The sequence below is a fragment of the Brevibacillus sp. M2.1A genome (assembly GCF_013284355.2).
GTDB lineage: Bacteria > Bacillota > Bacilli > Brevibacillales > Brevibacillaceae > Brevibacillus.
The window spans coordinates 1,632,372-1,657,230 of record NZ_JABSUY020000001.1; the positions used below are offsets into that span (position 1 = coordinate 1,632,372).

Genomic DNA, 24,859 nt, shown 5'->3' on the forward strand with positions numbered 1-24,859 from the left:
TAAAACAGGTGTACCACAGGGCATGAGCCATGGCAGGTATACCTTTTTTTTGATTCAAAGAAAAAGCCGCTGTTCCATAACAACGGCTTTTTCGCATGTCAGCGCGGTTTATCGGCGTGCTTTGCAGCTTCCTGCTTGACGTAATCAATCAGCCCCAATTGAAAGCCTTCCTGTGCAAGGAGTCGTTTGGCTTCATACGTACTCGCGTAGTAGGCTTGGACATGCGGGTCGTTGTCCAGAACGTAACGACACGCCTGATCACGAGACAGCTCCTGGTACCAGTCTGTCTGTTTGATTTGGTCGACGAGATCCTCATACGCAGGTTCTGGCTTTTTCCATGGATTCAAACGATGAATAATTTCACCAAGGATTGCAACAACGATTAGAATTCCAATTAAAAACATGGCTGTCACCTCAAAGGTTGGATCACTCTCATGGTACCACTCTCCTGAAGGCGTCGCCATGGGGAAGTCGGTCTGCTTGCAAAACAAGGAGAAAGCAGGCATGCTATATACTGTAAAAGAAAGGGCCCGAATGCCTGGGAAAAGGAGGGCGCGAGATGTTTCATCCGCTTGTTTTTGACAATATCAGGGTTGTGTTGGAAGGTGCGGTATACGACCGGGACTTCGAAGGGGCAATCACGATTACGAACCGTTCGGATGTCATGGATATGGCTACGTTCCATCGACAGTTTCAGATCGAATTCAAATTGGCTGATCAACATGATTATACCGCAGCTGTCCGTGCTGAGATGCAGCTTCGTACCCAGTTAGCTGATATTGCAGCCGAACAGCTGGAACAACCGTTGACAGAGCATATCGGATGTACGATTTGCATCCATTTTTACTTGCAGCTGGAAAATTACAGAGATGTGCCGGCAGAAGCGAGAGAAGTCACATCGATTCTTAATGACATTTGGGGGCAACGGCCGTATATTACACAGAAAGTATCGGTCAAGTTAGAGGAGCATCGAATCGATTGGCCGCCAAAGCAAATCACCAACCAGGTGACGCTGGATTTTCATCGGAAAATTGATGAAGGCAACATTGATGACCTGAACGAATTAATCGATCATACGGTTCAGTCACTTCAAAAGCTGCAGTTACACATGAATCAACAAGCAAAAAGGTAAGCGGGCAGAACGGGGATTTACAAAAGGGCAGATGCGTATTATTATTTTGTTAACCTTATCATATTTTTAGTTAACAAAACGGAGGCTAGTACGCATGAGAAACGAACGCTTGAGATGGCTATTGCTCTCTGCCATTTTTGCTGCAATGACTGCGGTATTGTCGCAGGTGACGATTCCCTTGACGTTGATTCCGATTACTGCGCAGACGTTAGCAGTAGGACTGACGGCGACCATTTTGGGAAGAAGATACGGGACACTGGCTCTGGTTATTTACGTTTTGCTCGGTGCAGTCGGATTGCCTGTATTCAGCGAGGCAAAAGGCGGCTTGCAGATATTGGTCGGAAAATCCGGCGGGTACATATTTGGGTTTATCGCCACCGCTTATGTGACCGGGCTCTACTTGGAGAAAACAAGATTCAACCTGAAAAACGCCATCATCGCCAATATCATTGGCATGTTTGTCACACTCGCTTTTGGTACTGTACAGCTCAAATACGTTATGGACATTCCATGGGATAAAGCTGTTGCTTTTGGTGTAACGCCTTTCCTCATTGTAGGGGTTGTCAAAGCAGTTCTGGCTTCTCTGATTGGCATCAAGGTACGCGAGCGACTGATTGCTTCTCGTCTGTTGCGCACAGACCAACCTGTTCCACGATAAACAAAATGATTTCGTCAGCCATCCGAAGTTCGGGTGGCTTTTTTTCGCATAATCTCCTTATCGTGCCGGATACTATCGGTAGGATTTGCAAGTAAAAAGGAGGAGACGTATGAATATCACGATCACCGGCCCAAAGGGTCTTCCAATCTCAGGGAATTTGATGGCATTTCGCCGATCGCCGCTTCAGTTCATCCGCGACGCTGCAAAAGAGCATGGGGAAGTCGTTCATTTTCGCTTCGGTCCTTCCCGCCATATTTATCTGTTAACGAATCCGGATCACATCAAAGAGGTTTTGGTCAGCAAACAGGCGCATTTTCGAAAAGGGAAAGGACTACAGGTTGCGCGAGCTGTTGTAGGAGATGGAATTCTTACCAGTGAAGGAAAAAAGCATTTGCGACAACGGCGGCTTATGCAGCCAGCTTTTCATCGAGATCGTATCGCCACCTACGGAGACGTGATGGTCCGGCAAGCCGTTGATCTCATGTCGGATTGGAAAACCGGGGAGCTCCGCGATATTCACTCGGACATGATGAAAGTAACACTTGCGATTATTACGGAGACGATGTTTGGCAAAACCGTCAAGGAAGGGGCCGATCAGATTGGACATGCCATCGATGTCGGTTTGAAATACGTGGCAAACAAAGGCTCCTCTTTTATCGACATTCCGTTGTCCGTACCTACCAAAAGCAATCGGGAGTTCCTGGAGTCGAGTGAGCTGCTGGACAAAACGATCTACTCTTTGATCGAAGCTCGGCGCAATAGCGAAGGAGAAGAGCATAAGGACTTGTTGGGGATGCTTTTGGCAGCGCGTGATGAAGATGATGGGGAAGGAATGACAGACGAGCAGGTTCGCGACGAGGTCATGACCATTTTTGTAGCGGGCCATGAGACGACTGCGAATACGATGTCGTGGATTTTCTATTTGCTGGCTACTCATCCCGAGGTGGAGAAAAAGCTGCATGACGAGTTGTCGACCGTACTGTGTGAAAAGCTGCCGACGGTCGAGGATATTCCGCAGCTGAAGTATACGAATCTCATTGTACAGGAAACGCTGAGGCTCTATCCTGCGGCATGGACGATAAATCGGGAAGTGGTAGATGAGGTTGAGATCGGCGGTCACACGTACAAGCCTGGAGAAACACTGATGATGAGCCAATATGTCATGCACCGTGACCCACGCTATTATGACCAGGCTGAACAATTCATTCCAGAGCGTTTTGACAGCGACCTCTTAAAAAGAATTCCAGCCTATGCTTATTTCCCGTTTGGTGGCGGGCCGCGTGTTTGTATCGGGAATAACTTTGCTTTGATGGAGGCAGCTTTGCTACTGGCGACGATTGCACAGCGATATCGACTAAGACTGGCTGAACCGAACCAGGTAGTGGAGCCCGAGCCGTTGGTCACCTTGCGTCCCAAGAACGGACTGCCGATGCGTTTGGAAAAGAGATAGAAAAAAATGGAAGTTGAGGGACAAAAAAAGAGGCATCTTATCACTACGGTTTCGCCGATTGTGTCAGATACCGAACTGGGGGTTATTTATCACTGAAAGCAACATGCTTACAAAAATTATTTTACTAGTAAAATATAAAGAAATAATTAACTGAGAATAAATCTATATAAAATAAGGGTAGCTTGTGAAAGCTACCCGTGGAAGAAGGGGATGGTGAAGGAGAAACTGCTTCCCGTTCCCAATTCACTGTTTACCATCAGATCTCCGCCGTGAAGCCGGACGATGCTCTTGCAAATCGTCAAGCCTAAGCCTGTACCGCCACTGTTGCGATTTCGTGATTTTTCCGCCCGATAAAACTTGGTGAAAATTTTCGGCAAGTCTTCAGCAGCGATTCCTTCTCCTTTGTCGATCACAGTAAAAAGGACATGTCCTTCTCGCTGATCACACGTAAGGTAAATGGAGCCATCCGGTTTGTTGTAGTGGATAGCGTTGTTTAACAAATTTTCCATGACACGCCGCAGCTTGGTCTCATCTGCTTCGATGTGTAGTTCATTGGAGATGCGCAGCTTCCATTGAAAGGTGAGACCTGCCTCTTTGATTCTTGGCAAATAGTCCTCAATGATTCCTCTCAAGAAGCTTTTGACATGAATGCGGTTAATACTGAGTCGGACTTCGGAGCTTTGAGTGGTGAAGTCCTGCAGCTCATCCAGCAGCTTTTCCAAGTCCGTCGTTTTTAGCTCGATTTTGCCCATCTGTTTCTGTATTTTGGTCATATCCGTCACACGACCAGAGCCGATATATGACGCATACCCTTTGATCGTGGTGAGAGGTGTGCGGAAGTCGTGGGCGATCGAAGCGATCATTTCTGCCTGTCTTTCTTCCGCTAAGCGAAGCTCATCCACCATTTCCCCGAAATATCGAAAGAGTTGCCCAAATTCATCATGCGATCGATACGTAAATGTGACCAGGCGCTTCCCTTCCTGGATTTCTTGGGTGACGCGCGATAATTCGTTAACCGGCCTTAGTATCCAGCGAACGAACAAAGCGAGCAGAACCAATCCCACCAGACTAATGCTTCCGTAAATAAACCAGAGCATCATGGAAACCCCTGTTGTAGCCATCATGTCGTAATCATCTGTGTAGAAATAAACAACGATCTCCCCTGTACGCGGTGGCTCCTGCTGAAAATGGTACTCAGCGACCACTTTGAGGTCACTTTGTTTGGCAGAATCGCCACGACTTGATGAGGAGGGGGAAGGCATTTTCAAATTATAGGCGCGTGATGTTTTGCTGTAGATGGTGTTTCCATTGGCATCCTTTACGAGCATGCGGTACATCACGTCGTCTGGCAACTGCTTTTCAAGCTCCAAACGTTCGATTGGGTCCTTGAAATTACTGACGAGAAGCAGTTGATTGAGCATGACCTTCTCTGCGGCTTCTTTCTCAGCCTGGTACTGATTATGCCGATCATTTTTGAGTTGAGCGACAATAATGTCTTGGAAAACAAATTTAAACAACAAGATGTTGAGTGTGATCAAGGCAATGAAGGAGAGCAAAACTTTATTGCGTAAGCTCATTTAAAGCTTCTCCCCGATAAATACGTAGCCTGTCCCCCATTGTGTTTTAATGAACTGACGTTCTGTTTCCAGCTTTTCACGGAGGTTTTTAATATGGACGGTCACTGTATTGAGCGAGCCATATCCATATCCCCAGACACGGTCATAAATTTGCTCTCTTGTAAAGACGATGCCCGCATTTTCTGCGAGGAAGGTGAGTAGTTGGAATTCCTTGGTAGATAGCTCAATCTTTTGATTGCATACATAAACGGAATACGTTTCTTTATGGATTTCCAGGTCCTTGAATTTCAAAACCGTAATCGGAGAGGAGGTCGTTTCCTTCTCAGGCTGCTCTTCGGTATGCTTGCGAATGCGCTCATAGCGACGAAGGTGGGCACGAATGCGAGCGAGCAGCTCTTCTGTATCAAAAGGCTTCGTGATGTAATCATCTGCGCCGATTTCGAAGCCGACTACTTTATCTACCGCTTTTCCTTTTGCACTGAGAAACAGTATAGGCAAATCCCACTCACGGCGAATTTGAGAGCAGAGCTCGTAGCCACTCATGTTGGGCATCATAATATCCAAAAGGATCAGGTTGGGACGCTCTCCTTGGCTGAGCAGCGAGAGTGCATCCTCTCCGCTCTCTGCGGAGGAAACGGTGAAGCCCTCGTTCTCCAAAATGTCTTCTAGCAGTTCAATAATCTCCAGATTGTCATCGACAATTAAAATGTGATCTTTCACCGGAACAACCCCCAGTTACTTCTATTAATAAGGAATACCATTCAAAGAATGGGTCTTGTCTATCATAACATGCTTTGACCTGATCAGGGGAAGAAACCCCGTAAGTTATTAAGTTGTTCTAATATGTGAGGGTACCTCTTTAGACCAGGTACTAAATTTCGTCAGAAAAAGCCAGAGACGTAGTGTCCCTGGCTTTTATTATTTTGCCGAATGACTATTTTTTAGCTGGTTTTTCCGGCAACGATGCAGCTTGCACCGCTTTTTCCTTATTCGGAATTTCTGCTTTCGCTAGAACAGGAACGCTGAGACGCTTGGCGCCTACATAACGCTTGCTCCAGTAGTATGGATCGCTCAACTTGGTGTTGACGACTCCACGACCAGATTCCGAGTGCACGAATGTGCCGTCTCCGATGTAGATACCCACGTGAGAAATGCTGCGACCGTTCGTGTTGAAGAATACGAGATCGCCTGGCTGCAAATCTTTTCTGGCTACCTCTGTACCTAATTCGTACTGGGAAGCAGAATTGTGAGGCAGGTCTACACCTAACGCATCAAATACGTAGCGCGTGAAACCGGAGCAGTCAAAGCCCTTTTTGGACGAGCCGGAAGATTTGTAAGGGGTACCGTACAAGTCACTGACTACTTCATTGAGAGTATTCTCCTCAGCAGCCTGTGCAGTGCCTGCCCCCATAGCAAGCAATCCAGCCATAAATAAAGATAAAACCATCTTGCGCAAAAGAAACTGCTCCCTTCGTGAGCCTACGAGGTTAGCTGAAGGGTTCGGTCGAAAGGACGCCCTAGGCTGCTAGGAGTAGCAACCATTCACCCCAAAAACGTGGTTCCCCCGTTTCCGCCAAGCGGAATTCGGCTATTTTTCGATGTTTTTTTACACGCACTCTTACGAAGATTCTACGCCAGTCCTTTATTTCCTTCTTTTTATCTGTTCGTTCACATATTCGTCACAAAGATGCCGTCAAATGCTGTAACGTTTTCGTTCGACAGTGCAAGCCGCCTTTCGACGCGTGCATATTCTGTCTTGCGGGACAGCTCGTCCGATTAGGGCAGGAAATTGTCTCCGTCCAAGGACGGAGGGAAAAACCAACCGCACGCCCGTTATGGGAAGCCTATACCGAGGGCTACAATAAGGGCATAACGTTCCACAAGCACCACATGCAAAACGAATGGAGGTAAGCGAGTAATGAGCGAACGGTCTGGCAAAGTTCTACTCGGGCTGGTTCTGCTGCTAGTCGGTGGGTTGGTTCTTCTGGATCTGGTGGGTATCGATATCGGAGACTTGCTCGGGTTTATCATTCCCGGCGTGATCATGATATACGGTGCCAAAAAGATCATGGGACAAACCGGTTCACGTTTTTGGGGAATCCTGGTCTTCCTGTTCGGGTTCCTGATGTTGATTGGCAAGCTTGACCTACTGTTTCACGCGCTTCTGGCCATTGGGGTGATTTATCTGGGATATCGCTTACTGCGTCCCAGCCAAGAGCCAAAACAAGCGCCTCCTTCTTGGGAGCGTGAATGGGCCCAAAAAGTATTAAAGGAAGATACGCTGGACACTTGGGAGAGAAACGTAAGAAGACGCCCGCAGTAACGCCTATGTCGCAAGAGTCTTTTGGATGAACAATATGATGTGATATGATGAGGAGGAAAAAATAATGAGTATCTTTAAACGTTTGCGTGACCTGACAGTAGCTTCGGTAAATGATGCATTGGATTCCATGGAAGATCCGGTAGTAATGCTGAATCAATATATGCGTGACATGGAAGTAGAAATCGGACAAGTTGAAGTCGCGGTTGCCCGTCAGGTTGCACTGGAAAAGAAATTCCGTCAGCAATTGGATGAAGCCAATGCCCTGATCGAAAAACGCGATCGTCAAGTCAAGCTCGCCTTAACTGAGGGAGAAGACGAGTTGGCACGTCGAGCACTCGCTGACAAGAAGCAGTACGAAGGCCGGGCAGCGGAATATGAAACTCTCTACCTGTCAGCATCCGAGGCAGCTACACAAATGCGCGAGAAGCTGGCTGAGCTGAAGGAAGAGTTCTATAAAATGCGTGCGAAAAAGTTCACACTGATGGCACGTGCACAAGTAGCTCGTACACAAAAGCAAGTCAATCAAGCAGTTGTTGGTATCGGCAATCAGTCCGCAGGCCGTGGCTTCGCCCGCATGGAGGAAAAAGTCATGCGCATGGAAGCAGAAGCACAAATGAGTGGGCAATGGCGCCAAACGAACCGCGCTTGGGAGAACGCTTTGTCTGACCTGGAAAAGGATGATCTCGATGCAGAACTTGCTAGCATCAAAGCATCCATTAATGAAGCAAAAACACCGGTAGCCAAACCAGTGCAATCCTAATTCAACAGGAACTGGGGGACAAGGTGTAGAATAGATTGGGTCAATTCGGCAGCCTGTGTACATCAGGCTGCTTTTCCCCTAGGAGGTACGATTCTTGCAGGACTTCTTGGTCTTTTTGCGGCGGTTTATCGCTGAGCCTGGACGCGTCGGTAGTATAATCCCCAGCTCTCGTTTTTTATGTGAGCAAATGTTGAAAAGCGTCGATTGGGCTTCAACCGATGTGATCCTGGAGCTGGGACCTGGTACAGGGGCATTTACCCAAACGATCTATCAGCGCTTGCGTCCCGGCACACAGTACGTGCTTGTGGAACGAGATTCCCAATTTCGCTCTATGCTTCAATCACGTTTTCCCGATCTTCCTATCAGGGAGGAAGCGACTAAACTTAGGTCTTACTTGGAGGAGCAGGACCTTGTAGGTGCAGATGTCATTATCTCAGGTCTGCCATTCGCCAATTTTCCACAAGAGCTGCGGGCAGCAATTCTGGACGAAGTTCAATCTGTACTGAAGCCAGGGGGCCTATTTATTACATTCCAATATTCGCTACAACTCCAGGCTGAGTTGCAGGATCGTTTTCCCCGGGTTGAGATCGACTTTACCCTGTTGAACATTCCGCCTGCATTCATCTATACATGTCGTAATGGTCAAAGTGAAAACGATCAGCATGGGGCGTGAGAGAGGAGACTTTTGTGAAACTGTCCCGTTTGCACAAAATGTTGGCTGGTGTCCTGATTATTTTTACGGGAATCGGTCTTTTGTTAGACAGTTTGGGTATCATTTCGTTCGGTCTGTTTGATTTGTGGCCGATGGTGCTTATTTATTTCGGCCTTCGTTTGTGGGGGAATAAAAATCGGATTGGCGGAGGAATTTTATTCTCGCTGGGGACCATCATCGCGATGGATATGTGGTTTAGTGTCGGGATTGATGATTTGTTCCAGATTGCAGTGCCAATCGTGTTTATTTATTTCGGGTTTCAGTTGATTCGGGGCAAGAGCAGCAGACGAGATCACCGTGTGAATCAGCCATTAGGCGAGAGTGGGAACCCATCTGCTGCGGAGACGATTTTGACTAGTGATGCAAGTATCCCGAATGACGTGAACGTTTCAACAGCGGAGCGCCCTTGGCTAGACAGCTGGAACAAATGGAAGCATGTTGGTGGAAAAATTCCTCATCACGAAAGCATGTCTTCATCCCCTGACGACATGCTGCCAAAAGATTCCCGCAGTTCTCTGATTGGGGATTATCACCTGACTTCCGGGCGTTTTGAACTGAATCACTTGCATGTCTGGCATGGAATCGGGGATGTTGTGATTGATCTTTCCCGGGCAGTGTTGATGCGGGATGAAGCGGTTCTTGTCGTAGAGGGCTGGGTAGGCGATGTGACGATTTATGTACCGGTCGATCTTCCTGTATCGGTAACGGCAGGGTTAAGTATTGGTGACCTGGAGGTGCTAAGCCACCGTCAGGGGGGTATCAACCGCAGTGTTAAGATTCGTTCTGATCAGTATGATGAAGCATTGCAAAAAGTAAACTTGCATATCTCGCTGCTTGTCGGCGATATAAAAGTCAAGTACATCTAGGAGGTACTGGCGGATGCGTCGACAGCGATTGGCAAGTATTCAGTGGCAATACGTGCGCTATGGCATGTTACTGGCCGTCAGTGCAGTTACTGCCGCGTTTATTTGTTTCTTTTGGCTATACTTTTTATGGAAAGATCACCCGGGGATTCATCGGTGGTACAACGAAGTAATCAGCGACCGCAACTTCGTGTGGTGGCTTGAAGAATATATAGGAATCAATCTCCCTGCCGATCCAGAGGGTTTGATTCAGCTTGCTGCTTTTGTTGTTTCTTTGCCTGCAGGTGTCTTAGTGGCATTGATCATTTCCTATATCGTCGGCAATTTGTTGAAAAAGAGACTCAGTGTACTGTGGGAAGCTGCCATGAAGCTTGGGCGCGGAATGCTGTCGTATCGGGTTCCCGAATTGGGCGTCGATGAAGTAGGCGAATTGGGATGGCAGATCAATCGCCTGGCTTCGCAATGGGAAGAGCAAGTAGCATCTTTGCAGCGGCTGTCGAACCACAATGCGGCTCTCGCAGAACAATTGAAGCATGCAGCGGTAACAGAGGAGCGACAGAGATTGGCGAGAGAACTGCATGACGCAGTCAGCCAGCAACTGTTCGCTATCGCCATGACGACTGCGGCGATGAAACGGCTTGTCGAAAAAAATCCTCAACGTGCAGCCCAACAGATTGAATTGGTCGAAGAGATGGCAGCAGCTGCACAAGCGGAGATGAGGGCGTTGCTCTTGCATCTTCGCCCGGCTACGTTACAAAACAAGTCATTGAAGGAAGCCATTCTGGAACTTTTAGATGAGCTGACGCGTAAAAATACCATGCAGCTGGCGTGGGAGATCGAAGACGTAGAAGGCTTGCCGAGTGGAATTGAGGATCATCTGTTCCGCATTTTGCAGGAGTCCTTATCCAACACATTGCGGCATGCCAGAGCTACCCAGATTACAGTGAAGCTGTTTACATTGCAAGAGCAGGTTCGCCTGCGAGTAACGGATGATGGTGTTGGTTTTGATCCAGATGGGGAGAAAATGACGTCCTACGGTTTGCGCAGCATGCAGGAGCGCGTAGCAGAGGTCGGAGGCTCCATGGAGATTTACTCGGCGATTGGGAAAGGGACGCAAATTGAGGTGCGTATTCCTCTAATGTCACAGACGGAACGGGAAGGGTGAAGGCTCAGTGATTCGGGTACTTCTGGTAGATGATCACGAAATGGTTCGGATGGGTCTGGCTGCTTATTTGTCTACGGAAGACGATATTGAAGTCGTAGCAGAGGCAGGCAGTGGGGAAGAAGGGGTGCGAATGACGCAAGAGCTGCGCCCAGATGTTGTTCTGATGGATTTAGTCATGGAAGGCATCGGCGGTGTGGAAGCGACTCGGCGTATTCGAGAAAGCTGTCCATCCAGTAAGGTTATTGTCTTGACTAGCTTTATTGATGACGAAAAGGTATATCCGGTCATTGAAGCCGGGGCATTCAGCTACTTGCTGAAGACTTCGCGTGCAGCCGAGATTGCAAAGGCAATTCGCTCTGCTGCGGCGGGTGAGCCAGTTTTGGAATCGAGGGTAGCAGGAAAAATCATGGCCCGTTTCCGTCACGGTCAAGAGTCCCATCCCCATGAGCAGCTAACGCCGCGCGAGTTGGAGGTTTTGAAGCTGATCGGTCAGGGCAAGTCCAACCAGGAGATTGCTGATGAGCTCATTATCGGGATCAAAACGGTCAAGACTCATGTCAGCAACATTCTTGCCAAGCTGAACGTGGAGGATCGCACGCAAGCGGCCATTTACGTGCATACGCATAGCTTAGGTTAATCACATCGCATCATGTATAGGTAAACGCGCCAAATAGCTCCTCAGTATACAGGGGCTCTTTCGCGCGTTTACTTGTTTAAACAGTTTTCTTGTACGCAAACCGTGAGTTTTTTTCGTAGATGTGGTAAAGATAGTAAGTAACGAATGAGAGATAACGGAAAGGAGGGCCGGGCTATGAGGCACAAACCTCAAACACGCTCCAAGGTGCTTTCGGCTGACAATGGTGTGGATATCGTTGGCGATGTTCACGGCTGTTACGACGAATTTATAGAATTGCTCAAACGCTTGGGATATGAACGAACCCCAGACGGTACATATCGCCATCCCCATGGCCGAAAGCTCCTTTCCCTCGGTGATATCACGAGTCGTGGACCTTACTCAATCAAAATGCTGCAATTTTTTCACCAACATGTCACGGCAGGCCTGGCTGAGATGGTAGATAGTAACCACGGGTGGAAAGTAGCTCGTTGGCTGGATGGTAGACCGGTAACATTGGCTCACGGAGATGAAAAAGTAGAAGAGGAAATTCGGCTGTATCAGCAAGAATATGGACCGAAGAAGGCCTCCTTGCTGCGTGAACAGAGCCGTAGATTGCTATTTTCTTCTCCTTCGCACATGATCATCAAACAAAATGAAAAAATAGTGGCGGTCGCCGTTCATGCGGGGATTCGCGACGATTACATAGGTATGGATTCGCCTGCGGTCTACACATTTTGCCGATATGGCGATGTGGCAGGGACGGGACCGGATGGGCGCCCGATCCGCAGAGAATGGGCAAAAGAACGAAAGGTGACTTCGCCCATAATCGTATGGGGACATGATCCGCATCCAGAGCCAAAACGAAAAAATGGCACCATCAACATCGACCAAGGATGTGTGTTCGGCGGAATGCTAACCGCCTACCGTTACCCAGAGGACGAATTGGTGAGTGTGCCAGCAAAAAGAAATTATTCGGGTTTAACGGATACGCCGCTGACCCGTTTTAAGGCAGACGATTAAACAGAGACGTTCTGTTACGTTTTGAGCTTTTCGAATAGTCGCTTCAGGATGACAGCCTGTGCCCAGAGTGGCAGAGGTTGGTCAGGCTTCTGACGCCATTGTTCATCGGTTAATAATCCTTGATCGTACAGCCAGTTGACGGCTTCCTGCTTCCAGTCAGCTCCGTTCCCAGGAGAAGTGGTGGGAGCAAGGGTTGGTGCTACAGTCGGTTTCGGTGTAGAAGTAGGAGTCGCAGGGGGCTGGTAGGGAAGTTTAGCGTACGTGCAAAATGCCCGGACTACGCCTTCCGCGAGATCTCGCCAATCCTGCTGTAGCTTATTTGCGTCCAATGCATTGTCGGCAAAGCCATACTCGACAATTACCGTCTCCACGCTGCCAGTCTCCCGGTGCATGAAGTAGTAATCAAGCCGCGGATTATCTGGCAGTGTCCGCGTAAAAATGCGTCGATTCGGCATCCCTTCCGCTGCCAGGGCATCCTGGATCAATTGGGGAAAGGTTGGGGAGCCGTAAATCGAGTAAAGGACCTCGGAGCCTCGGCCGCCACCTGAGTTAATATGGTTGGATATACAGTAGCGAGCACCGCTGTTTCGAACCAGAGCAGTCCGAGCCTCACTTGTTAGAGTCACATCGGTTGTCCGTGTGATCGCAGCAGGAATATTTAGAGCCAAAAAGCGATTATATTGGTAGAGCGTTATTTGCAAATTCATATCTTTCTCGGTAAATTGCGCGTTGTTGCCTCCGCCAGGATCGCTGCCACCGTGTCCAGCGTCCAGAATCACAATTGGAGTCATGGTTGTTTCACCTCTTGCTATTAGAATATGCTTGAGACAAAGATATTGTTGAGGGCAGTGTTCTCATTTTCCAAGTTTTCTAATCACAATTTACAGAAGATAGCCCAACTATGGTACAATAAAAGAGTTCATAATTACGTATAGAGGATGGTAATGTATTGATGGCTTGGTACAACTGGGTAATTCCAATTGTCACATTGTTAATCGGTCTCGCTGGTGGATTTTATGGAGGGACTTATTTATTGAAAAAACAAATGTCCAACATGCAAATGGACGAAAAGCAGCTTCAAGCCATGGCCCGTTCAATGGGGATGAATCTTAACCAAAAGCAGCTCAAGCAAATGAGCCGTACGATGAAAAACATGAAAATGCCAAATAAATTCGGGAAGTAGCGTGAAAGGGAGTGTCGTTTGATGGGGGCGACCCGGCTGCGCTACACGATGATCGGTTTTATTGTCGGTGTGTTTATCGTGTATTTGAAAGACCTGCCGCTTGCTGAAGGAACTCGGTTTGCGGCCCCTTTTTACGGAGCGGGGATTGGACTGCTCATTGACGGCATTATTTTACGCATGAAAAAAAGAAAACAAGAATAGAGGAGGAGCCTGGCGAATGATGCCAGGCTTTTTCTGTTGGAAAGGGGCTTATTTTTCAAGAGACTCTGCAAAATACTGGACGATAAAATCACAGAACTTGCGTGCAGCCAGGGAGAGATATCTTTTTTCGTGCCGAATCATTTGAAAATGTCGCTGGCAGATCGGGTGTTTGATCGGAAGCATGACAAGGTGTGGGTCTTGCTCTCGACTGATACAGCCGTAGAGGGCGATGCCAAGGCCTGCGCGGACGAGCTTTTGGATAGAGCCGGGATCATCTACCCGACAAGCGAATTTAGGGGTAATCCCTGCTTTTTGAAAGAACTGATCGTACAGCATTTGGATGGGAAAGTCCTCCTTGTAGCCGATAAAGGACTCCTCAGCCAAATCGCTTAGGCGAACACTGGTATGTTTGGCTAAGTGATGTGTGCGCGGGACAGCTACGTGAATATCTTCTTTCAATACGGGTGTAGTCAAAATATCCGGCAGCTTGATCGGCAAATGGGTGAAGCAAATATCCACTTCGCCTGACTCCAAAAGGAGTGCCATTTCTTCCATGGTGGCTTGCGTGATTTGGAAATGCACATCGGGATGGAGGGCGAGAAATTTGCCCAACGGTTCTGATAACAAATCCAAGGTCGACGTTGCCAGATGTATACGACCATGCTCCATTCCGGCCAGATCCGATACGACTTTTTGACCTTCCTCCAACAAGTTCAATGCTTTATCTACACGTTCCAAATACGCCTTTCCAAATGTATTCAGCCGAATACGTCCTCGCTCGCGGTCAAATAACGGAACCCCGACATCCTCTTCCAACCGAGCAATGGTCTTGCTGAGAGCAGGCTGAGCAATCCGCAGCTCTTGGGCGGCTTTCGTCATATGCTGCCACTTGGCCACTGTTCGGAAATAGTGCAATTGCAACAATTCCATTCGATTCAACTCCATATACTTAGGTATATCAACTGCATGTCAAAAGATATATTTTCGTTTATTTTAAAATCATTATAAACTACAACAAGTAAGGCAAACAATCACCTTCCCGGGAAGAAATCGGTGATAACGAGAGGTGTCTTTCCAATATGCAAACCGAATCACAACAACAATCTGCTGAAAAAGTTCTTCGCGTACTCGTGTTTACGCTCATGATGACAGTGATGAGTGCTACGATGTTCAATATCGTGTTACCGCAAATCAGGACAGAATTTCATTTATCTTTTAGCCAGGTTAGCTGGGTGACGTCTGCCTTTTTGTTAATCTATGCGGTTGGAACCGTGATGTACGGCAAGCTAGCCGATTCCTATAAGCTCAAACATTTGCTTACATTCGGACTGATTCTGTTTGCCATCGGCTCCCTTGTCGGATTTTTCGCCCATAATTATGGCATGGTGCTTTTGGGGAGAATTGTGCAGGCAGCAGGAGCTGCAGTTGTTCCGGCGACGTCTTCGATTATTCCGGTGCGTTATTTTCCCCCAGAGAGTAGGGGGCGAGCTTTAGGGATCTCTATGACCGGGATGGCAATCGGTAGCGCATTAGGTCCCGTTCTTTCGTCTTTGCTGGTCAGTCTGCTCGATTGGAGATGGCTGTTCTGTATGCCGTTGTTCACGCTCTTTGCCGTGCCTTTTTTCCGTAAGTATTTGGAGGAGGAGGAGCGGGAAGCTGTCAAAATGGACTGGATCGGCGGAGGGCTTCTCGCCATAACGATTACATTGCTTCTACTGGCTATTACGAATCAGAGCTTGCTGCTCGCACTCGGGTGCATCCTCTCATTCCTTCTGTTCTTGGTAAGGATTCGGACGACCGCAGAACCCTTTATTCGCCCTGACTTATTCCGGAGTAAACGCTACTCGCTCGGGCTGGTCATTGCCTTTTTGATGATAGGGAGTGGCTATTCGTTCGCTTTTCTTAGTCCGCAGTTGTTGGCCGATGTGAATCATCTGGCACCGGGGCTCATTGGCTTTGTCATGGTACCTGGGGCGATTGTGACCGCGTTCTTGGGGAAAAAGGCCGGGATTCTTGCAGATAAGAAAGGGAATTCGTATTTATTTTACACAGCGTCTGCGCTACTTTTGAGCAGCTTTGTCCTCTTCTCTTCCTTTGCGGGAGTGTCCCCGTTCTTCATTGCTGTTTTCCTGATTTTTGGCAATGTCGGACTATCGTTTATGATGATTTCGATGTCAAACGCAATCTCGCAGTCGCTACCAAAGGAACAGATCGGCGTCGGTATGGGACTGATGGCAATGCTGAACTTTATTGCAGGTGCACTTGCAGCTACTTTGTACGGCAAGTCGATTGATGGAGGAGCTGCTGTGAGCTGGAATCTGCTCAATAGCTATCCAGGAGCGTCGGTTTATAGCAATATTTACTCCGCTTTAGTGCTCGTGATACTGGGGCTCGCTTGCCTTTATTACAGACAGTTCGGCCGCAGCTCGGTGAGAGGGCTCAATTAAATTGGGTTAGTAAAATTATTTTTATTGTCAGCCTCCATTGACAACCAGATATAAACCGAATAAAATTTCAAACAATAATAACAATAACGCGAAGAACGGGAACAGTAAGTGGTCTGATCTGTTTAGAGAGCTGCGGGACGGTGCAACGCAGTCAGAGAAACCATTGAAGCTCGCCCGGGAGCGGCAGGACTGAACAAGATGTAGCGCTGCATCGAGCAGTAAGTTCTGACGGTTAACCTCCGTGATCGGGTTGTGCTGGTCGATCAGGATCAGTACATGAGGTGGACTTCTGGCGAGCAGCTGGGGTCAACGAGAGTGGTACCGCGATAGACAAGGTCTGTCGTCTCTTCGATAGAGACGGCAGGCCTTTTTGATTTTCTGATTTTCACAACGACATAGAACAAACGCGAAGAACGGGAGCTAGTAAAGCGAATTTCTTGTCCAGAGAGCTGCGGGTAGGTGCGACGCAGTCAGGAAATGCTCGAATCTCACCCGGGAGCGGCTAGGTTGAAAACGTTCAGTAGACCTTGACGGATCGTCCCACGTCATCGGGACAGCGAGGTGGATTCTCTTTTGACAAAAGAGGGGATCAACGAGAGTGGTACCGCGGCAGCCAAAAGCCTGTCGTCTCTTGTATATGGAGACGCCGGGCTTTTTTTATTACGGTTAAAACGACTAAAAATTGAGGAGGCATTACCCATGACAAAACGAATCCATATTTTTGATACGACACTGCGTGACGGAGAGCAAGCGCCAGGAGCGTCTCTTTCGCCTGAGCAAAAAATCGTGATTGCAAAGCATTTGGCAGACCTCGGCGTGGATGTCATTGAACCGGGCTTCCCGATCTCCAGCCCCGGTGACTTCATGGCGGTACAACGTATTTCACAAGAGGTGCACGGCGTAGAAATCTGTGGCTTTGCTCGTGCGGTGAAGGAGGACATCGATGCTGCTGTCCGGGCTACACAGGCGGCAGAGCGACGCAGACTCCACATGTTCCTGTCATCCTCTAGTATTCATCTGGACTTCCAACTCCGCAAGTCGAGAGAGCAGGTGATAAAGATCGCCCGCGAAATGATTGCGTACGGCAAACAGTTTGTAGACCGGATCGAATTTTCGCCGATGGATGCGACTCGCACAGGCGATGAATTCCTGTTTGAGATGATCGAGGCAGCGATTGAAGAAGGCGCAACCATTATCAACATCCCCGATACGGTAGGGTACGCACTTCCAGAAGAGTATGGGGCTATGTTTACTCGTGTTATGAAAAACGTCCGTGGCAGCAACAAGGTAGAGTTCAGTGCACACTGCCACAATGACTTGGGACTCGCAGTTGCAAACAGTTTGGCAGCGATTCGAGCGGGGGTCACTCAAGTCGAGGTAACGGTCAACGGGGTCGGTGAGCGGGCAGGGAACTGCTCTTTGGAAGAGCTGGTGATGGCAATTGAGACGCGCAAAGAAGCGCTGGATGCCGAAACTGGCATCAGACCGGAGCACATTTACACCACTTCACAAAAGGTGAGCCGTGCCATGAGCTTCCCGATTGCTTTCAACAAACCAATTGTCGGTCGCAATGCCTTTCAGCACGAAGCGGGAATTCATCAGGACGGTCTCTTAAAAGAGCGCAGCACGTACGAAATCATGGACCCGGAGAGCTTGGGCGTTCCTCGCAACATGATCATTCTCGGAAAGCACTCCGGCCGTCATGCCATCAAGCACCGCGTAAACGAATTCGGGATACAGTTGACTGACGAACAGATGGAGGCCCTGTACGTCCAATTTAAAGAGCTGGCTGACAAGCAAAAAGTTGTCCAGGATCATCAATTGCTTGAACTGGTGGGACATACCGTGAACGCTGTACTGGAGCCATTCACACTGGTAAACGCTCAGGTGCTCACCGGCACATCCGGACATCGCATGGCTTCCTGCACGATTACGAACAATGTAACGGGAGAAGAACAAGCATACTCTGGCACCGGAGAAGGACCTGTTGAGGCATTGGTGGCAGGCATCAAGCAGGCACTGCCGTTCGACGTGGAGTTTACGGACATGGAGCTGTATTCATTGTCGTCGGGAGAGCATGCGACAGGTGAAGCGATCGTGACGGTCAGTGCCAACGGAAGTCATTTTAAAGGAGTTTCCGAGCATCGAGATGTACTGATGGCGGTCGCGCAGGCGTTTATGGCGGCGAGCAATCAGGCGGTACGTGATCATCAAGCAAAAACTGTAGCAGTCGGGGCTAGCTAAAAGCCAAACCATAAAAAGTCAGCCTGAAAACCTTGCTGTTTTACACCATAGCAAGGTTTTTTTGTATGTTTGTAACCATAGTTTGACCGGGGAAACCGATTGTTTGACGGATAGTCGCTGTTCAGATGATTGTCTTTTTGTGGAGGAAACTGGAAATCAAATGTAACCTTTTGTAAGCTCGTGCGAATAATGCAAATGAGAAGCAGGAAACAAATCTGAGGAGGAAAGAACAGATGAAAAAATGGAATCGGGCAGTTATGTCTGTCATGGCGGCAACTCTTCTGACAGCCACGCCAGCATGGGCGGCTCAAGCTGGGAAGACTTCAGCCAGCCATACGGGAGTGGTGGTGGATGCGACAGCGCAGGCCATGGCCCAAAAAACAATCGACAAGCTGTCAGAGCTACTGCCATATATGAAAGAGCTCACTGTTCAGAAAATGGACATAGGAGAAACAAGCGATGTTGTAATGGTAGAACGAAAAAAGGGAGACGGCAAAAAAAAACCCGTGATGGATATTTATCTGGACAAGAAGACAGGGGACATCAACAGCTTTGGTTATGAGACAGATGAACCGGATGACAAGGAGCTTCCGTTGGACGTCCAGAAGGAAAAAGCGGATGCATTTTTGAAAGCTTTACTGGGAGACGCTGCGAAGATGTACCAATATAATCCGCAAAAGTCAGAGCAATTGGGCGGTCCCGCATATCGGTTAGTCATAAACGGGGTTCCGCATCATGATGAAAAAATGTCTTTGGGTCTGAATGGGAATGGGGAGGTCGTCTCTCTGATCAGCAACGTTGGGCAGATCTCCAAGCAGATTGATCCTGCTTCCCTTCCGAAACCAGAAGAAGCGATGTCTTTAGAAGAGGCAGAAAAAGCAGTCGTAGGACTGATGACACCCGTTTATCGTTCGAATAAAGACCGCAGTGGCTTGATGTTGACCTATCAAGTCTCCTGGTCCGGATTCTTGGATGCCAAGTCGGGTAAATCAGTCGAGACCGAACATGCGAGATTTTACCGAGAGCCCAATCTTTCAGCTCCTGCTATTCCAGTTTCGCCGCAGGGCCAAAAGTTGACTGCAAAGGATAAGGATGAAGCTGCGAGCCATTTGAAAAATCTTCTTGGCTTTGACTCAACCGGAGCTACTTTTACTGAAAAGGTCCCCGAAAATAAGCCAAATGGGGATGTGAAGGAGTTTCAATGGAAAAAAGGGGATCAAGTCGCCAGCGTACGGGTAAAAACAACGAATGGTCAAGTCGTTGCTCTGTATTTGGAAGACGATTCTAAAGAGCCTAGCAAGAAGGTATCCATCGAAGAAGCTCAAAAGACAGCCCTGCAAGTGCTACAAACTTATTTGCATACCGATACAAAAGCCGTGGCAATGGACAAGGATTTTCGACTGAAGCAATCCGATCATTACATCTTCAATTATTTCAACACGATAAATGGCATCCCGGTTGAGGATCAATCCTATAGGGTTGAGATTAACAGTGAGACAGGCAAACTCATGGGCCTGTTTGGAGAATTCGATCCCAGCGCAGTCACTTATCCCGATCTGGCCAAGGCAGTCTCACCAGAGAAAGCTGCCAAAGAGTATCTGAAGCATCATCCATTGGAACTGATGTACTATGCTCCAGTCATAGACCGTGAAAGTTCGGAGTCCACGATACTGGTTTACAAGCCACAAGAGAATGACTATATGTTAGAGTACGTAGACGCCCTGACTGGGGAGTCTATCCAAAACCCAAGAAAGAAGAAATAAGGGAGTGCCGTGCTTGCTTTCAATTATGGAGCAAGCACACTTGTTTTGTGTAAAGGAGGGAAGCAGATGTATGGGAGCTATGAAGAGCGGATTCAGGATCTTGTCGAAACCTATTATCAGGACATCTATTATTTCCTCTATCACTTTATCGGGAACAGAAACGACGCGGAAGATATTACCCAAGAAGTATTTACACGGGTGTTGCAGGCATTGCCTCGGTATGACGGAAGAGTGCAGATAAAAACATGGATATTTTCCATTGCCAAACATGCTGCCATTGATCTTTATCGACGCAAAAAATTCCAGAGAATATTCGCGGATATTTGGTTTAAAGAGCTTCCAGCCAAGGATGGCTTGCCAGAAGAGATTTATATGGAAAAGGAGCGAGACCGCCAGCTTAGAGATGCGATTCTCTCGCTTCCTCCCAAGTATCGCATGGTTGTGATTTTACGTTCTATTGAGGGGCACAGCGTGAAAGAGACAGCAGAGCTCCTGGGTATCTCTGAGTCCAAAGCCAAGGTAGACTATCATCGGGCCATCAAACTCGTTCAACAAAAAATGGAGGAAAGGGGACGGAAGGAGGGGGGAGCACATGTATTGGAAAGACGTAGATATCCTACATGAGAGAATGAAAGAATTGAATCAATATGCTCCAAAACCGCAAATGGAAGCAAAGGAACGGCTAAGAGTGGCTTTAGCGGCAAAAGCAAGGAAAATGGATCAGCAGTCAATCGCCAGCAATCGAATGATCAAAAGTGTTCAGGCTGTTGCCTTTTTTCTGTTGGTTGCCTGGGGAGCTTCACTCGCTCTTCCTTCAACTGACGTAGAAGAACCAAGGCACTCGTCACCAGAACAGTTGTCTCCTCCGAGTTTTGAACCGATGACTGTTACAAAAATAGCTCCTGAAAATACCAAGGAAAGTGTACCGGTACCTCCTGCGGTTGGGGTGAAAAAAGAACAGATAGCGGGGCCAGAAAAACGAGTCACTACAAAAGAGTCGAGAATAGGAGAGAAATCTTCTAAGGAGAGCTCTGCTAAGACAACAACGGCTCCCTACAGCAAAACGACCTCGACTACCCTGCATGACCAAGCAGCTGCCTATCTCAAACAAATGGTTGGACAGGATAGTCGCTCCTACCAGTTTGTAGATTCCTTGTCGGATACAAAGCAAAAGCAATTTGTCTTTGCGCGTACCGTAAACGGGATTCCGTTCATCAATGATCACTACATCGTGATGCTAGATGAAGCCAACAACGGAAAATCTGTACTTGCTAGCCAGATTCAGATAAGAGAAAGAAATGAACAAACCTTTCCTGATCCATCCCGTACGATTTCTAAAGTAGAGGCGGAGTCCATTCTAGCCGACGTCATGTCGCTTTTCTATTCAGACACGCAGAACATCAGCTACAATCCTGACCTGATGGGTTTTGTAGATGCCAAAGATGGTCAATTGATTGGAGTCGAGAGGGAATATAACCAATTGCGTGGCAAGAATTACAAGGTGAGTGGCGTTGGAACGAGAATGATTGCTATGAATAAAGAAGAGGCCATGAGAATATTGGAAACGAATTTTGATTTCACGGTAGAAGGAGAAAGCTTGTGGAAAGTGGAGGGCGACAAGGGTACGACTACCTATCATTGGAAGGTGGGTAAGAACAGTTCTGTTTCTCTTCAGGCGAACGATTTGACAGGTGAGGTCACTGGATTCGAGTATGTGAATCCGCCAACATCTCCTTCTGCTGAAGCGAAGGATGCTACTGTTGTGACCGATACAGCCGTTTCATTCCTTCAAAAATATCTGGATTCCGAAACTACGGGGCTACAAGTGATCAAAGTTGAACTCTATTCACCTACATACCACATCTATTTCAAAGCTCTGTCTGGAAAAAAGCGTCAGGAGAATCATGTACAAGGGTACACAGTTGACATCGACTCCAAAACCGGAAAGGTGATCGGCTTTCAGAAGGATTTATCCAGCAACACTTCAAGTGCGCAGACTGACGAGCAAGAGATGCACCCAGAAAAAGCAGCGAGAGCCTACTTGAAAAACCATCCTGTAGAGCTGGCTTATATATGGGTGAAAGGCCAAGAGACCCCTTCGCTAGTCTATGTGCCTTTGGAACCAAAGGCAATGGCGAGCTATCTTGATTAAACAAACGGTGCAGGATAAGAATGCGTCATTATCTCCAGTGCGGGACGAATCACACATGCTAGCCGAAAAAGGTCCCCTTTGTGCAGGTGACCTTTTTCGCTATGCGCGTATCATTTTTCATGAGCCAGGGTCGATTTGTAGCGATGTAAGTAAGATGAGCGACCATTGCCCGCATTTCATCACTGTTGTATGGCAATGGTTTACCATTCATGCATCGTTGAAAAAAGCCGTTGATCCGATCCTCAATTGTCAGTACCTTGTCAGAGCGGGCGATGTACTGCGGATAGACGGTGGTAACTCCTGTCAATGACGAGGTCGAATCCAGCCCGGCATTGCCATGGCAGCTTGAGTAGGAGAGTTTGTTATCACTTGCTTATGGCTGTAGTGGGGAGAAGAATATTTCCAGTCTAGGCTCCAGGCTCCGTCCTGCTAGGGGTTAAGACTGCCCGCTCCGAAGTGATTCGCGGGGAAACGCAAAAGTGGTAGCCGCTTCGTAGCGCGAGCACGTTGCGTTTCTGTTGCCCGCGAATCACTTCGGAGCTCGGTAGGACTCCACAAGTCGCTACGTCTGGAAATATTCTTCTCTGTCGTAACTGATGATATTTCTTCATTCATATAAATCTTTAAAAGCTCGTTTAAACATGGAAAGCTCGTAGAGGAAACAGGAGAAATAAGCGAAGATCTTAGGGACACCGACCGAGACTCCATGCAAAAAGCGAAACACGGTCTTAAGCGTCCACCTCTGAAAAACTTCCTGAATGGACTACTTTGGACGCGGTTTCGCTTTTTGCATGGAGTCGGGCAGTCAATCCCCCAGGGGGTGGCCCTAGAAGCTGAGCGTTTTCTCCTGTTTCCTCCCCACCACTACAGCAGCGTACAAGTAGGGCTCTTTAATTCAAGCAGTAAAAATCAACTCATACACCATCTTCACGATCAAAGTAATGGATACGACCAAAAATAACGGACGAACATAACGTACCCCCGTTTTGATAGCCATTTTGGCTCCAAGGTTCGCACCCAACAGCATCGCGATCCCCATGATGAGACCAGTCATGAAGACGACCTTGCCCTCCATTGTGAAGACAAAAAGCGCTGAAATGTTACTGGCCAGATTCAAAATTCGGCCATTGCCGGCTGCAATCACAAAATCATAGCCAAACAAAAGCACCATCAGAAAAACAAAGAATGAACCGGTTCCAGGCCCGAAAAATCCATCGTAAAATCCGATTAAAAAGGTAAAAGGAATCCCGATGCCGAGCGTGAATTTGGTCAGTCCTTTGTAGTTGGAATCTTGACCGAAACGCTTGTTGAAAAGGGTGTAAACAAAAATAAGTGCCATCATAATAACGACAAGGATCTTCAAAAACTCCTGAGGAACGAACAGAACTGTTTTCGCCCCGAAATAAGCACCGATCAGCGAGACAGGAAATAAGATCAGCATGAGCTTCTTGTCAAATTTACCGCTCTTGATAAAGGTGTAGGAGCTGGTGGCAGATGAAATCGTGCCAGCCAATTTGTTCGTGCCAAGAGCAAGATACGGGGGCATTCCTAGACCAAGCAGGGCGGGGAGGGAGATGAGTCCACCTCCACCAACAGTACTGTCGATGAATGCTGCAACGAATCCAAAGACGGCGAGAAGTACGATCGTTGATAAGTCCATTTCCACTAGATATCACCTGATTCTATTCGTTTGTAATAATCCAAGTCTAGCACGCTCCTTTTCGTTTGCAAGATAGAAATCTTTGAAATAATAAATAGATTAATATACTTTGCATACCGATTTGTTGAAAAACTTTTTACCTTGCAGTATAATGAACTCGTAAGCTTGACCTACATAATTTGAGGAGGAATGTTACAATGGCACATCAACTTCCTGCATTGCCTTATGCACACAACGCTTTGGAACCACATATCGACGCGCAAACCATGGAAATCCACCACGGACGCCACCATGCTACTTATGTTAACAACCTGAATGCAGCTCTGGAAGCACACGCAGACCTGCAAGGTAAAACTGTAGAAGAGCTCATCAGCAATCTGGATGCTCTGCCTGAGTCCATCCGCACTGCTGTTCGCAACAACGGTGGAGGCCATGCTAACCACACACTGTTCTGGGAAATCATGAGCCCGAATGGTGGCGGCGCACCAACTGGTGAACTGGCTGACGCAATCAACGCGGCTTTCGGAAGCTTTGACAACTTCAAAGCAGAATTTGCAAAAGCAGCTACTACTCGTTTCGGTTCCGGATGGGCTTGGTTGACTGCAGAAGGCGGAAAAGTAGCAATCAGCTCTACTCCTAACCAAGACAGCCCAATCATGGAAGGTAAAACACCTATCCTTGGTCTGGACGTTTGGGAGCATGCTTACTACCTGAACTACCAAAACAAACGCCCTGACTACATCGGCGCGTTCTGGAATGTTGTAAACTGGGATGAAGTTAGCAAGCGTTTCGCAGCAGCGAAGTAATTGTAACTTTACCAGCCAAAAGGCTTGTCGTTCTTTAGGAGCGGCAAGCTTTTTTTGTTCAGAGCAAAGAAACGGCATCGATTCTGGATACACTTGTAACCGAGATGATTATGCGATATAATACTTA

General features: G+C 47.8%; 25 protein-coding genes, 1 pseudogene, 1 riboswitch and 2 other annotated features. Of the genes and pseudogenes, 18 read left to right on the forward strand and 8 right to left on the reverse strand.

All coding sequences use genetic code 11. The features are described from left to right. Nucleotides 1-98 precede the first annotated feature (98 nt). Nucleotides 99-464, reverse strand: a complete 366-nt coding sequence (locus tag HP567_RS07980; RefSeq protein WP_229087959.1) for a hypothetical protein — start codon at nucleotides 462-464, stop codon at nucleotides 99-101. 95 nt (nucleotides 465-559) lie between these two features. On the opposite strand from HP567_RS07980, the gene HP567_RS07985 reads away from it, so the two are divergent. The 3 genes from HP567_RS07985 to HP567_RS07995 all read left to right on the forward strand — a co-directional run bounded on the left by HP567_RS07985 (nucleotide 560) and on the right by HP567_RS07995 (nucleotide 3,240). Next, nucleotides 560-1,132, forward strand: a complete 573-nt coding sequence (locus tag HP567_RS07985; RefSeq protein WP_173611376.1) for a hypothetical protein — start codon at nucleotides 560-562, stop codon at nucleotides 1,130-1,132. A gap of 94 nt (nucleotides 1,133-1,226) precedes the next feature. Next, entirely contained in the window at nucleotides 1,227-1,790 is a 564-nt protein-coding gene (locus HP567_RS07990; RefSeq protein WP_173611377.1) for a biotin transporter BioY, read from the forward strand. Between the two features lie 109 nt (nucleotides 1,791-1,899). Then, nucleotides 1,900-3,240: a cytochrome P450 gene (locus HP567_RS07995; RefSeq protein ID WP_173611378.1), complete on the forward strand. Its 1,341-nt coding sequence runs from the start codon at nucleotides 1,900-1,902 to the stop codon at nucleotides 3,238-3,240. Nucleotides 3,241-3,431: 191 nt separating this feature from the next. Here the strand turns inward: HP567_RS07995 and HP567_RS08000 are convergent, their stop codons facing one another. The 3 genes from HP567_RS08000 to HP567_RS08010 all read right to left on the reverse strand — a co-directional run bounded on the left by HP567_RS08000 (nucleotide 3,432) and on the right by HP567_RS08010 (nucleotide 6,273). Next, on the reverse strand, nucleotides 3,432-4,817 hold the full coding sequence (locus tag HP567_RS08000; RefSeq protein WP_173611379.1) for a sensor histidine kinase: 1,386 nt from the start codon (nucleotides 4,815-4,817) through the stop codon (nucleotides 3,432-3,434). Then, a complete protein-coding gene (locus tag HP567_RS08005) occupies nucleotides 4,818-5,537 on the reverse strand; it encodes a response regulator transcription factor (RefSeq protein WP_173611380.1) in 720 nt (239 codons plus the stop codon). A gap of 214 nt (nucleotides 5,538-5,751) precedes the next feature. After that, on the reverse strand, nucleotides 5,752-6,273 hold the full coding sequence (locus HP567_RS08010; RefSeq protein WP_173611381.1) for a C40 family peptidase: 522 nt from the start codon (nucleotides 6,271-6,273) through the stop codon (nucleotides 5,752-5,754). 4 nt (nucleotides 6,274-6,277) lie between these two features. After that, a riboswitch (cyclic di-AMP (ydaO/yuaA leader) is annotated at nucleotides 6,278-6,417 on the reverse strand. A gap of 318 nt (nucleotides 6,418-6,735) precedes the next feature. Between HP567_RS08010 and HP567_RS08015 the strand changes: the two genes are divergently transcribed. The 7 genes from HP567_RS08015 (at nucleotide 6,736) to HP567_RS08045 (ending at nucleotide 12,276) form a co-directional block, all read left to right on the forward strand. Beyond that, nucleotides 6,736-7,140 carry a LiaF transmembrane domain-containing protein gene (locus tag HP567_RS08015; RefSeq protein ID WP_173611382.1) on the forward strand — a complete coding sequence of 135 codons (405 nt, stop codon included), beginning with the start codon at nucleotides 6,736-6,738 and terminating at the stop codon, nucleotides 7,138-7,140. Nucleotides 7,141-7,204: 64 nt separating this feature from the next. Then, nucleotides 7,205-7,900, forward strand: coding sequence for a PspA/IM30 family protein (locus tag HP567_RS08020; protein WP_173611383.1), 696 nt, complete (start codon nucleotides 7,205-7,207; stop codon nucleotides 7,898-7,900). Nucleotides 7,901-7,994: 94 nt separating this feature from the next. After that, nucleotides 7,995-8,573 carry a class I SAM-dependent methyltransferase gene (locus HP567_RS08025; protein WP_173611384.1) on the forward strand — a complete coding sequence of 193 codons (579 nt, stop codon included), beginning with the start codon at nucleotides 7,995-7,997 and terminating at the stop codon, nucleotides 8,571-8,573. Between the two features lie 14 nt (nucleotides 8,574-8,587). Beyond that, entirely contained in the window at nucleotides 8,588-9,478 is an 891-nt protein-coding gene (liaF, locus tag HP567_RS08030; protein WP_173611385.1) for a cell wall-active antibiotics response protein LiaF, read from the forward strand. A gap of 13 nt (nucleotides 9,479-9,491) precedes the next feature. After that, nucleotides 9,492-10,640: a HAMP domain-containing sensor histidine kinase gene (locus HP567_RS08035; RefSeq protein ID WP_173611386.1), complete on the forward strand. Its 1,149-nt coding sequence runs from the start codon at nucleotides 9,492-9,494 to the stop codon at nucleotides 10,638-10,640. A gap of 7 nt (nucleotides 10,641-10,647) precedes the next feature. Further along, on the forward strand, nucleotides 10,648-11,277 hold the full coding sequence (locus HP567_RS08040; protein WP_007721557.1) for a response regulator: 630 nt from the start codon (nucleotides 10,648-10,650) through the stop codon (nucleotides 11,275-11,277). A gap of 174 nt (nucleotides 11,278-11,451) precedes the next feature. Beyond that, on the forward strand, nucleotides 11,452-12,276 hold the full coding sequence (locus HP567_RS08045; RefSeq protein ID WP_173611387.1) for a metallophosphoesterase: 825 nt from the start codon (nucleotides 11,452-11,454) through the stop codon (nucleotides 12,274-12,276). Between the two features lie 14 nt (nucleotides 12,277-12,290). Here the strand turns inward: HP567_RS08045 and HP567_RS08050 are convergent, their stop codons facing one another. Beyond that, on the reverse strand, nucleotides 12,291-13,067 hold the full coding sequence (locus HP567_RS08050) for an N-acetylmuramoyl-L-alanine amidase family protein (protein ID WP_173611388.1): 777 nt from the start codon (nucleotides 13,065-13,067) through the stop codon (nucleotides 12,291-12,293). 161 nt (nucleotides 13,068-13,228) lie between these two features. On the opposite strand from HP567_RS08050, the gene HP567_RS08055 reads away from it, so the two are divergent. Both HP567_RS08055 and HP567_RS08060 read left to right on the forward strand, forming a co-directional pair. After that, on the forward strand, nucleotides 13,229-13,459 hold the full coding sequence (locus tag HP567_RS08055) for a YneF family protein (protein WP_047073685.1): 231 nt from the start codon (nucleotides 13,229-13,231) through the stop codon (nucleotides 13,457-13,459). Between the two features lie 21 nt (nucleotides 13,460-13,480). Next, nucleotides 13,481-13,660: a hypothetical protein gene (locus tag HP567_RS08060; RefSeq protein WP_012684743.1), complete on the forward strand. Its 180-nt coding sequence runs from the start codon at nucleotides 13,481-13,483 to the stop codon at nucleotides 13,658-13,660. A gap of 48 nt (nucleotides 13,661-13,708) precedes the next feature. Here HP567_RS08060 and HP567_RS08065 read toward each other — a convergent pair whose 3' ends face one another. Continuing rightward, nucleotides 13,709-14,590, reverse strand: a complete 882-nt coding sequence (locus HP567_RS08065; RefSeq protein ID WP_173611389.1) for a LysR family transcriptional regulator — start codon at nucleotides 14,588-14,590, stop codon at nucleotides 13,709-13,711. 149 nt (nucleotides 14,591-14,739) lie between these two features. Between HP567_RS08065 and HP567_RS08070 the strand changes: the two genes are divergently transcribed. From HP567_RS08070 to HP567_RS08090, 5 genes are all read left to right on the forward strand, one after another. Continuing rightward, nucleotides 14,740-16,107 (forward strand): MFS transporter, encoded by a 1,368-nt coding sequence (locus tag HP567_RS08070; protein WP_173611390.1) that lies wholly within the window; start codon nucleotides 14,740-14,742, stop codon nucleotides 16,105-16,107. A gap of 82 nt (nucleotides 16,108-16,189) precedes the next feature. Next, nucleotides 16,190-16,458 (forward strand) — a binding site (T-box leader). A 49-nt stretch (nucleotides 16,459-16,507) separates the two neighbouring features. Further along, nucleotides 16,508-16,742 (forward strand) — a binding site (T-box leader). A 64-nt stretch (nucleotides 16,743-16,806) separates the two neighbouring features. Then, a complete protein-coding gene (locus HP567_RS08075; RefSeq protein WP_173611391.1) occupies nucleotides 16,807-18,351 on the forward strand; it encodes a 2-isopropylmalate synthase in 1,545 nt (514 codons plus the stop codon). Between the two features lie 233 nt (nucleotides 18,352-18,584). Next, nucleotides 18,585-20,114 (forward strand): YcdB/YcdC domain-containing protein, encoded by a 1,530-nt coding sequence (locus tag HP567_RS08080; protein ID WP_173611392.1) that lies wholly within the window; start codon nucleotides 18,585-18,587, stop codon nucleotides 20,112-20,114. 66 nt (nucleotides 20,115-20,180) lie between these two features. Beyond that, nucleotides 20,181-20,738 carry an RNA polymerase sigma factor gene (locus HP567_RS08085; RefSeq protein ID WP_173611393.1) on the forward strand — a complete coding sequence of 186 codons (558 nt, stop codon included), beginning with the start codon at nucleotides 20,181-20,183 and terminating at the stop codon, nucleotides 20,736-20,738. Continuing rightward, nucleotides 20,707-22,266, forward strand: coding sequence for a hypothetical protein (locus HP567_RS08090; protein ID WP_173611394.1), 1,560 nt, complete (start codon nucleotides 20,707-20,709; stop codon nucleotides 22,264-22,266). Before HP567_RS08085 ends, HP567_RS08090 begins: the two co-directional genes overlap by 32 nt. A 58-nt stretch (nucleotides 22,267-22,324) precedes the next feature. Here the strand turns inward: HP567_RS08090 and HP567_RS08095 are convergent. Both HP567_RS08095 and HP567_RS08100 read right to left on the reverse strand, forming a co-directional pair. Then, nucleotides 22,325-22,618, reverse strand: a pseudogene (locus HP567_RS08095) (c-type cytochrome); the annotation flags it as partial. Nucleotides 22,619-23,161: 543 nt separating this feature from the next. Then, nucleotides 23,162-23,932: a sulfite exporter TauE/SafE family protein gene (locus HP567_RS08100; protein ID WP_047073690.1), complete on the reverse strand. Its 771-nt coding sequence runs from the start codon at nucleotides 23,930-23,932 to the stop codon at nucleotides 23,162-23,164. Nucleotides 23,933-24,123: 191 nt separating this feature from the next. On the opposite strand from HP567_RS08100, the gene HP567_RS08105 reads away from it, so the two are divergent. Further along, nucleotides 24,124-24,732, forward strand: coding sequence for a superoxide dismutase (locus tag HP567_RS08105; protein WP_047073692.1), 609 nt, complete (start codon nucleotides 24,124-24,126; stop codon nucleotides 24,730-24,732). Nucleotides 24,733-24,859: the final 127 nt, after the last annotated feature.

Bases quoted from the DNA above. Each gene is read 5' to 3' on its own strand.
- HP567_RS07980 (WP_229087959.1), bottom strand. From the start codon at position 464: ATGGCGACGCCTTCAGGAGAGTGGTACCATGAGAGTGATCCAACCTTT.
- HP567_RS07985 (WP_173611376.1), top strand. From the start codon at position 560: ATGTTTCATCCGCTTGTTTTTGACAATATCAGGGTTGTGTTGGAAGGT.
- HP567_RS07990 (WP_173611377.1), top strand. From the start codon at position 1,227: ATGAGAAACGAACGCTTGAGATGGCTATTGCTCTCTGCCATTTTTGCT.
- HP567_RS07995 (WP_173611378.1), top strand. From the start codon at position 1,900: ATGAATATCACGATCACCGGCCCAAAGGGTCTTCCAATCTCAGGGAAT.
- HP567_RS08000 (WP_173611379.1), bottom strand. From the start codon at position 4,817: ATGAGCTTACGCAATAAAGTTTTGCTCTCCTTCATTGCCTTGATCACA.
- HP567_RS08015 (WP_173611382.1), top strand. From the start codon at position 6,736: ATGAGCGAACGGTCTGGCAAAGTTCTACTCGGGCTGGTTCTGCTGCTA.
- HP567_RS08020 (WP_173611383.1), top strand. From the start codon at position 7,205: ATGAGTATCTTTAAACGTTTGCGTGACCTGACAGTAGCTTCGGTAAAT.
- HP567_RS08035 (WP_173611386.1), top strand. From the start codon at position 9,492: ATGCGTCGACAGCGATTGGCAAGTATTCAGTGGCAATACGTGCGCTAT.
- HP567_RS08045 (WP_173611387.1), top strand. From the start codon at position 11,452: ATGAGGCACAAACCTCAAACACGCTCCAAGGTGCTTTCGGCTGACAAT.
- HP567_RS08050 (WP_173611388.1), bottom strand. From the start codon at position 13,067: ATGACTCCAATTGTGATTCTGGACGCTGGACACGGTGGCAGCGATCCT.
- HP567_RS08055 (WP_047073685.1), top strand. From the start codon at position 13,229: ATGGCTTGGTACAACTGGGTAATTCCAATTGTCACATTGTTAATCGGT.
- HP567_RS08060 (WP_012684743.1), top strand. From the start codon at position 13,481: ATGGGGGCGACCCGGCTGCGCTACACGATGATCGGTTTTATTGTCGGT.
- HP567_RS08065 (WP_173611389.1), bottom strand. From the start codon at position 14,590: ATGGAATTGTTGCAATTGCACTATTTCCGAACAGTGGCCAAGTGGCAG.
- HP567_RS08070 (WP_173611390.1), top strand. From the start codon at position 14,740: ATGCAAACCGAATCACAACAACAATCTGCTGAAAAAGTTCTTCGCGTA.
- HP567_RS08075 (WP_173611391.1), top strand. From the start codon at position 16,807: ATGACAAAACGAATCCATATTTTTGATACGACACTGCGTGACGGAGAG.
- HP567_RS08080 (WP_173611392.1), top strand. From the start codon at position 18,585: ATGAAAAAATGGAATCGGGCAGTTATGTCTGTCATGGCGGCAACTCTT.
- HP567_RS08085 (WP_173611393.1), top strand. From the start codon at position 20,181: ATGTATGGGAGCTATGAAGAGCGGATTCAGGATCTTGTCGAAACCTAT.
- HP567_RS08090 (WP_173611394.1), top strand. From the start codon at position 20,707: ATGTATTGGAAAGACGTAGATATCCTACATGAGAGAATGAAAGAATTG.
- HP567_RS08105 (WP_047073692.1), top strand. From the start codon at position 24,124: ATGGCACATCAACTTCCTGCATTGCCTTATGCACACAACGCTTTGGAA.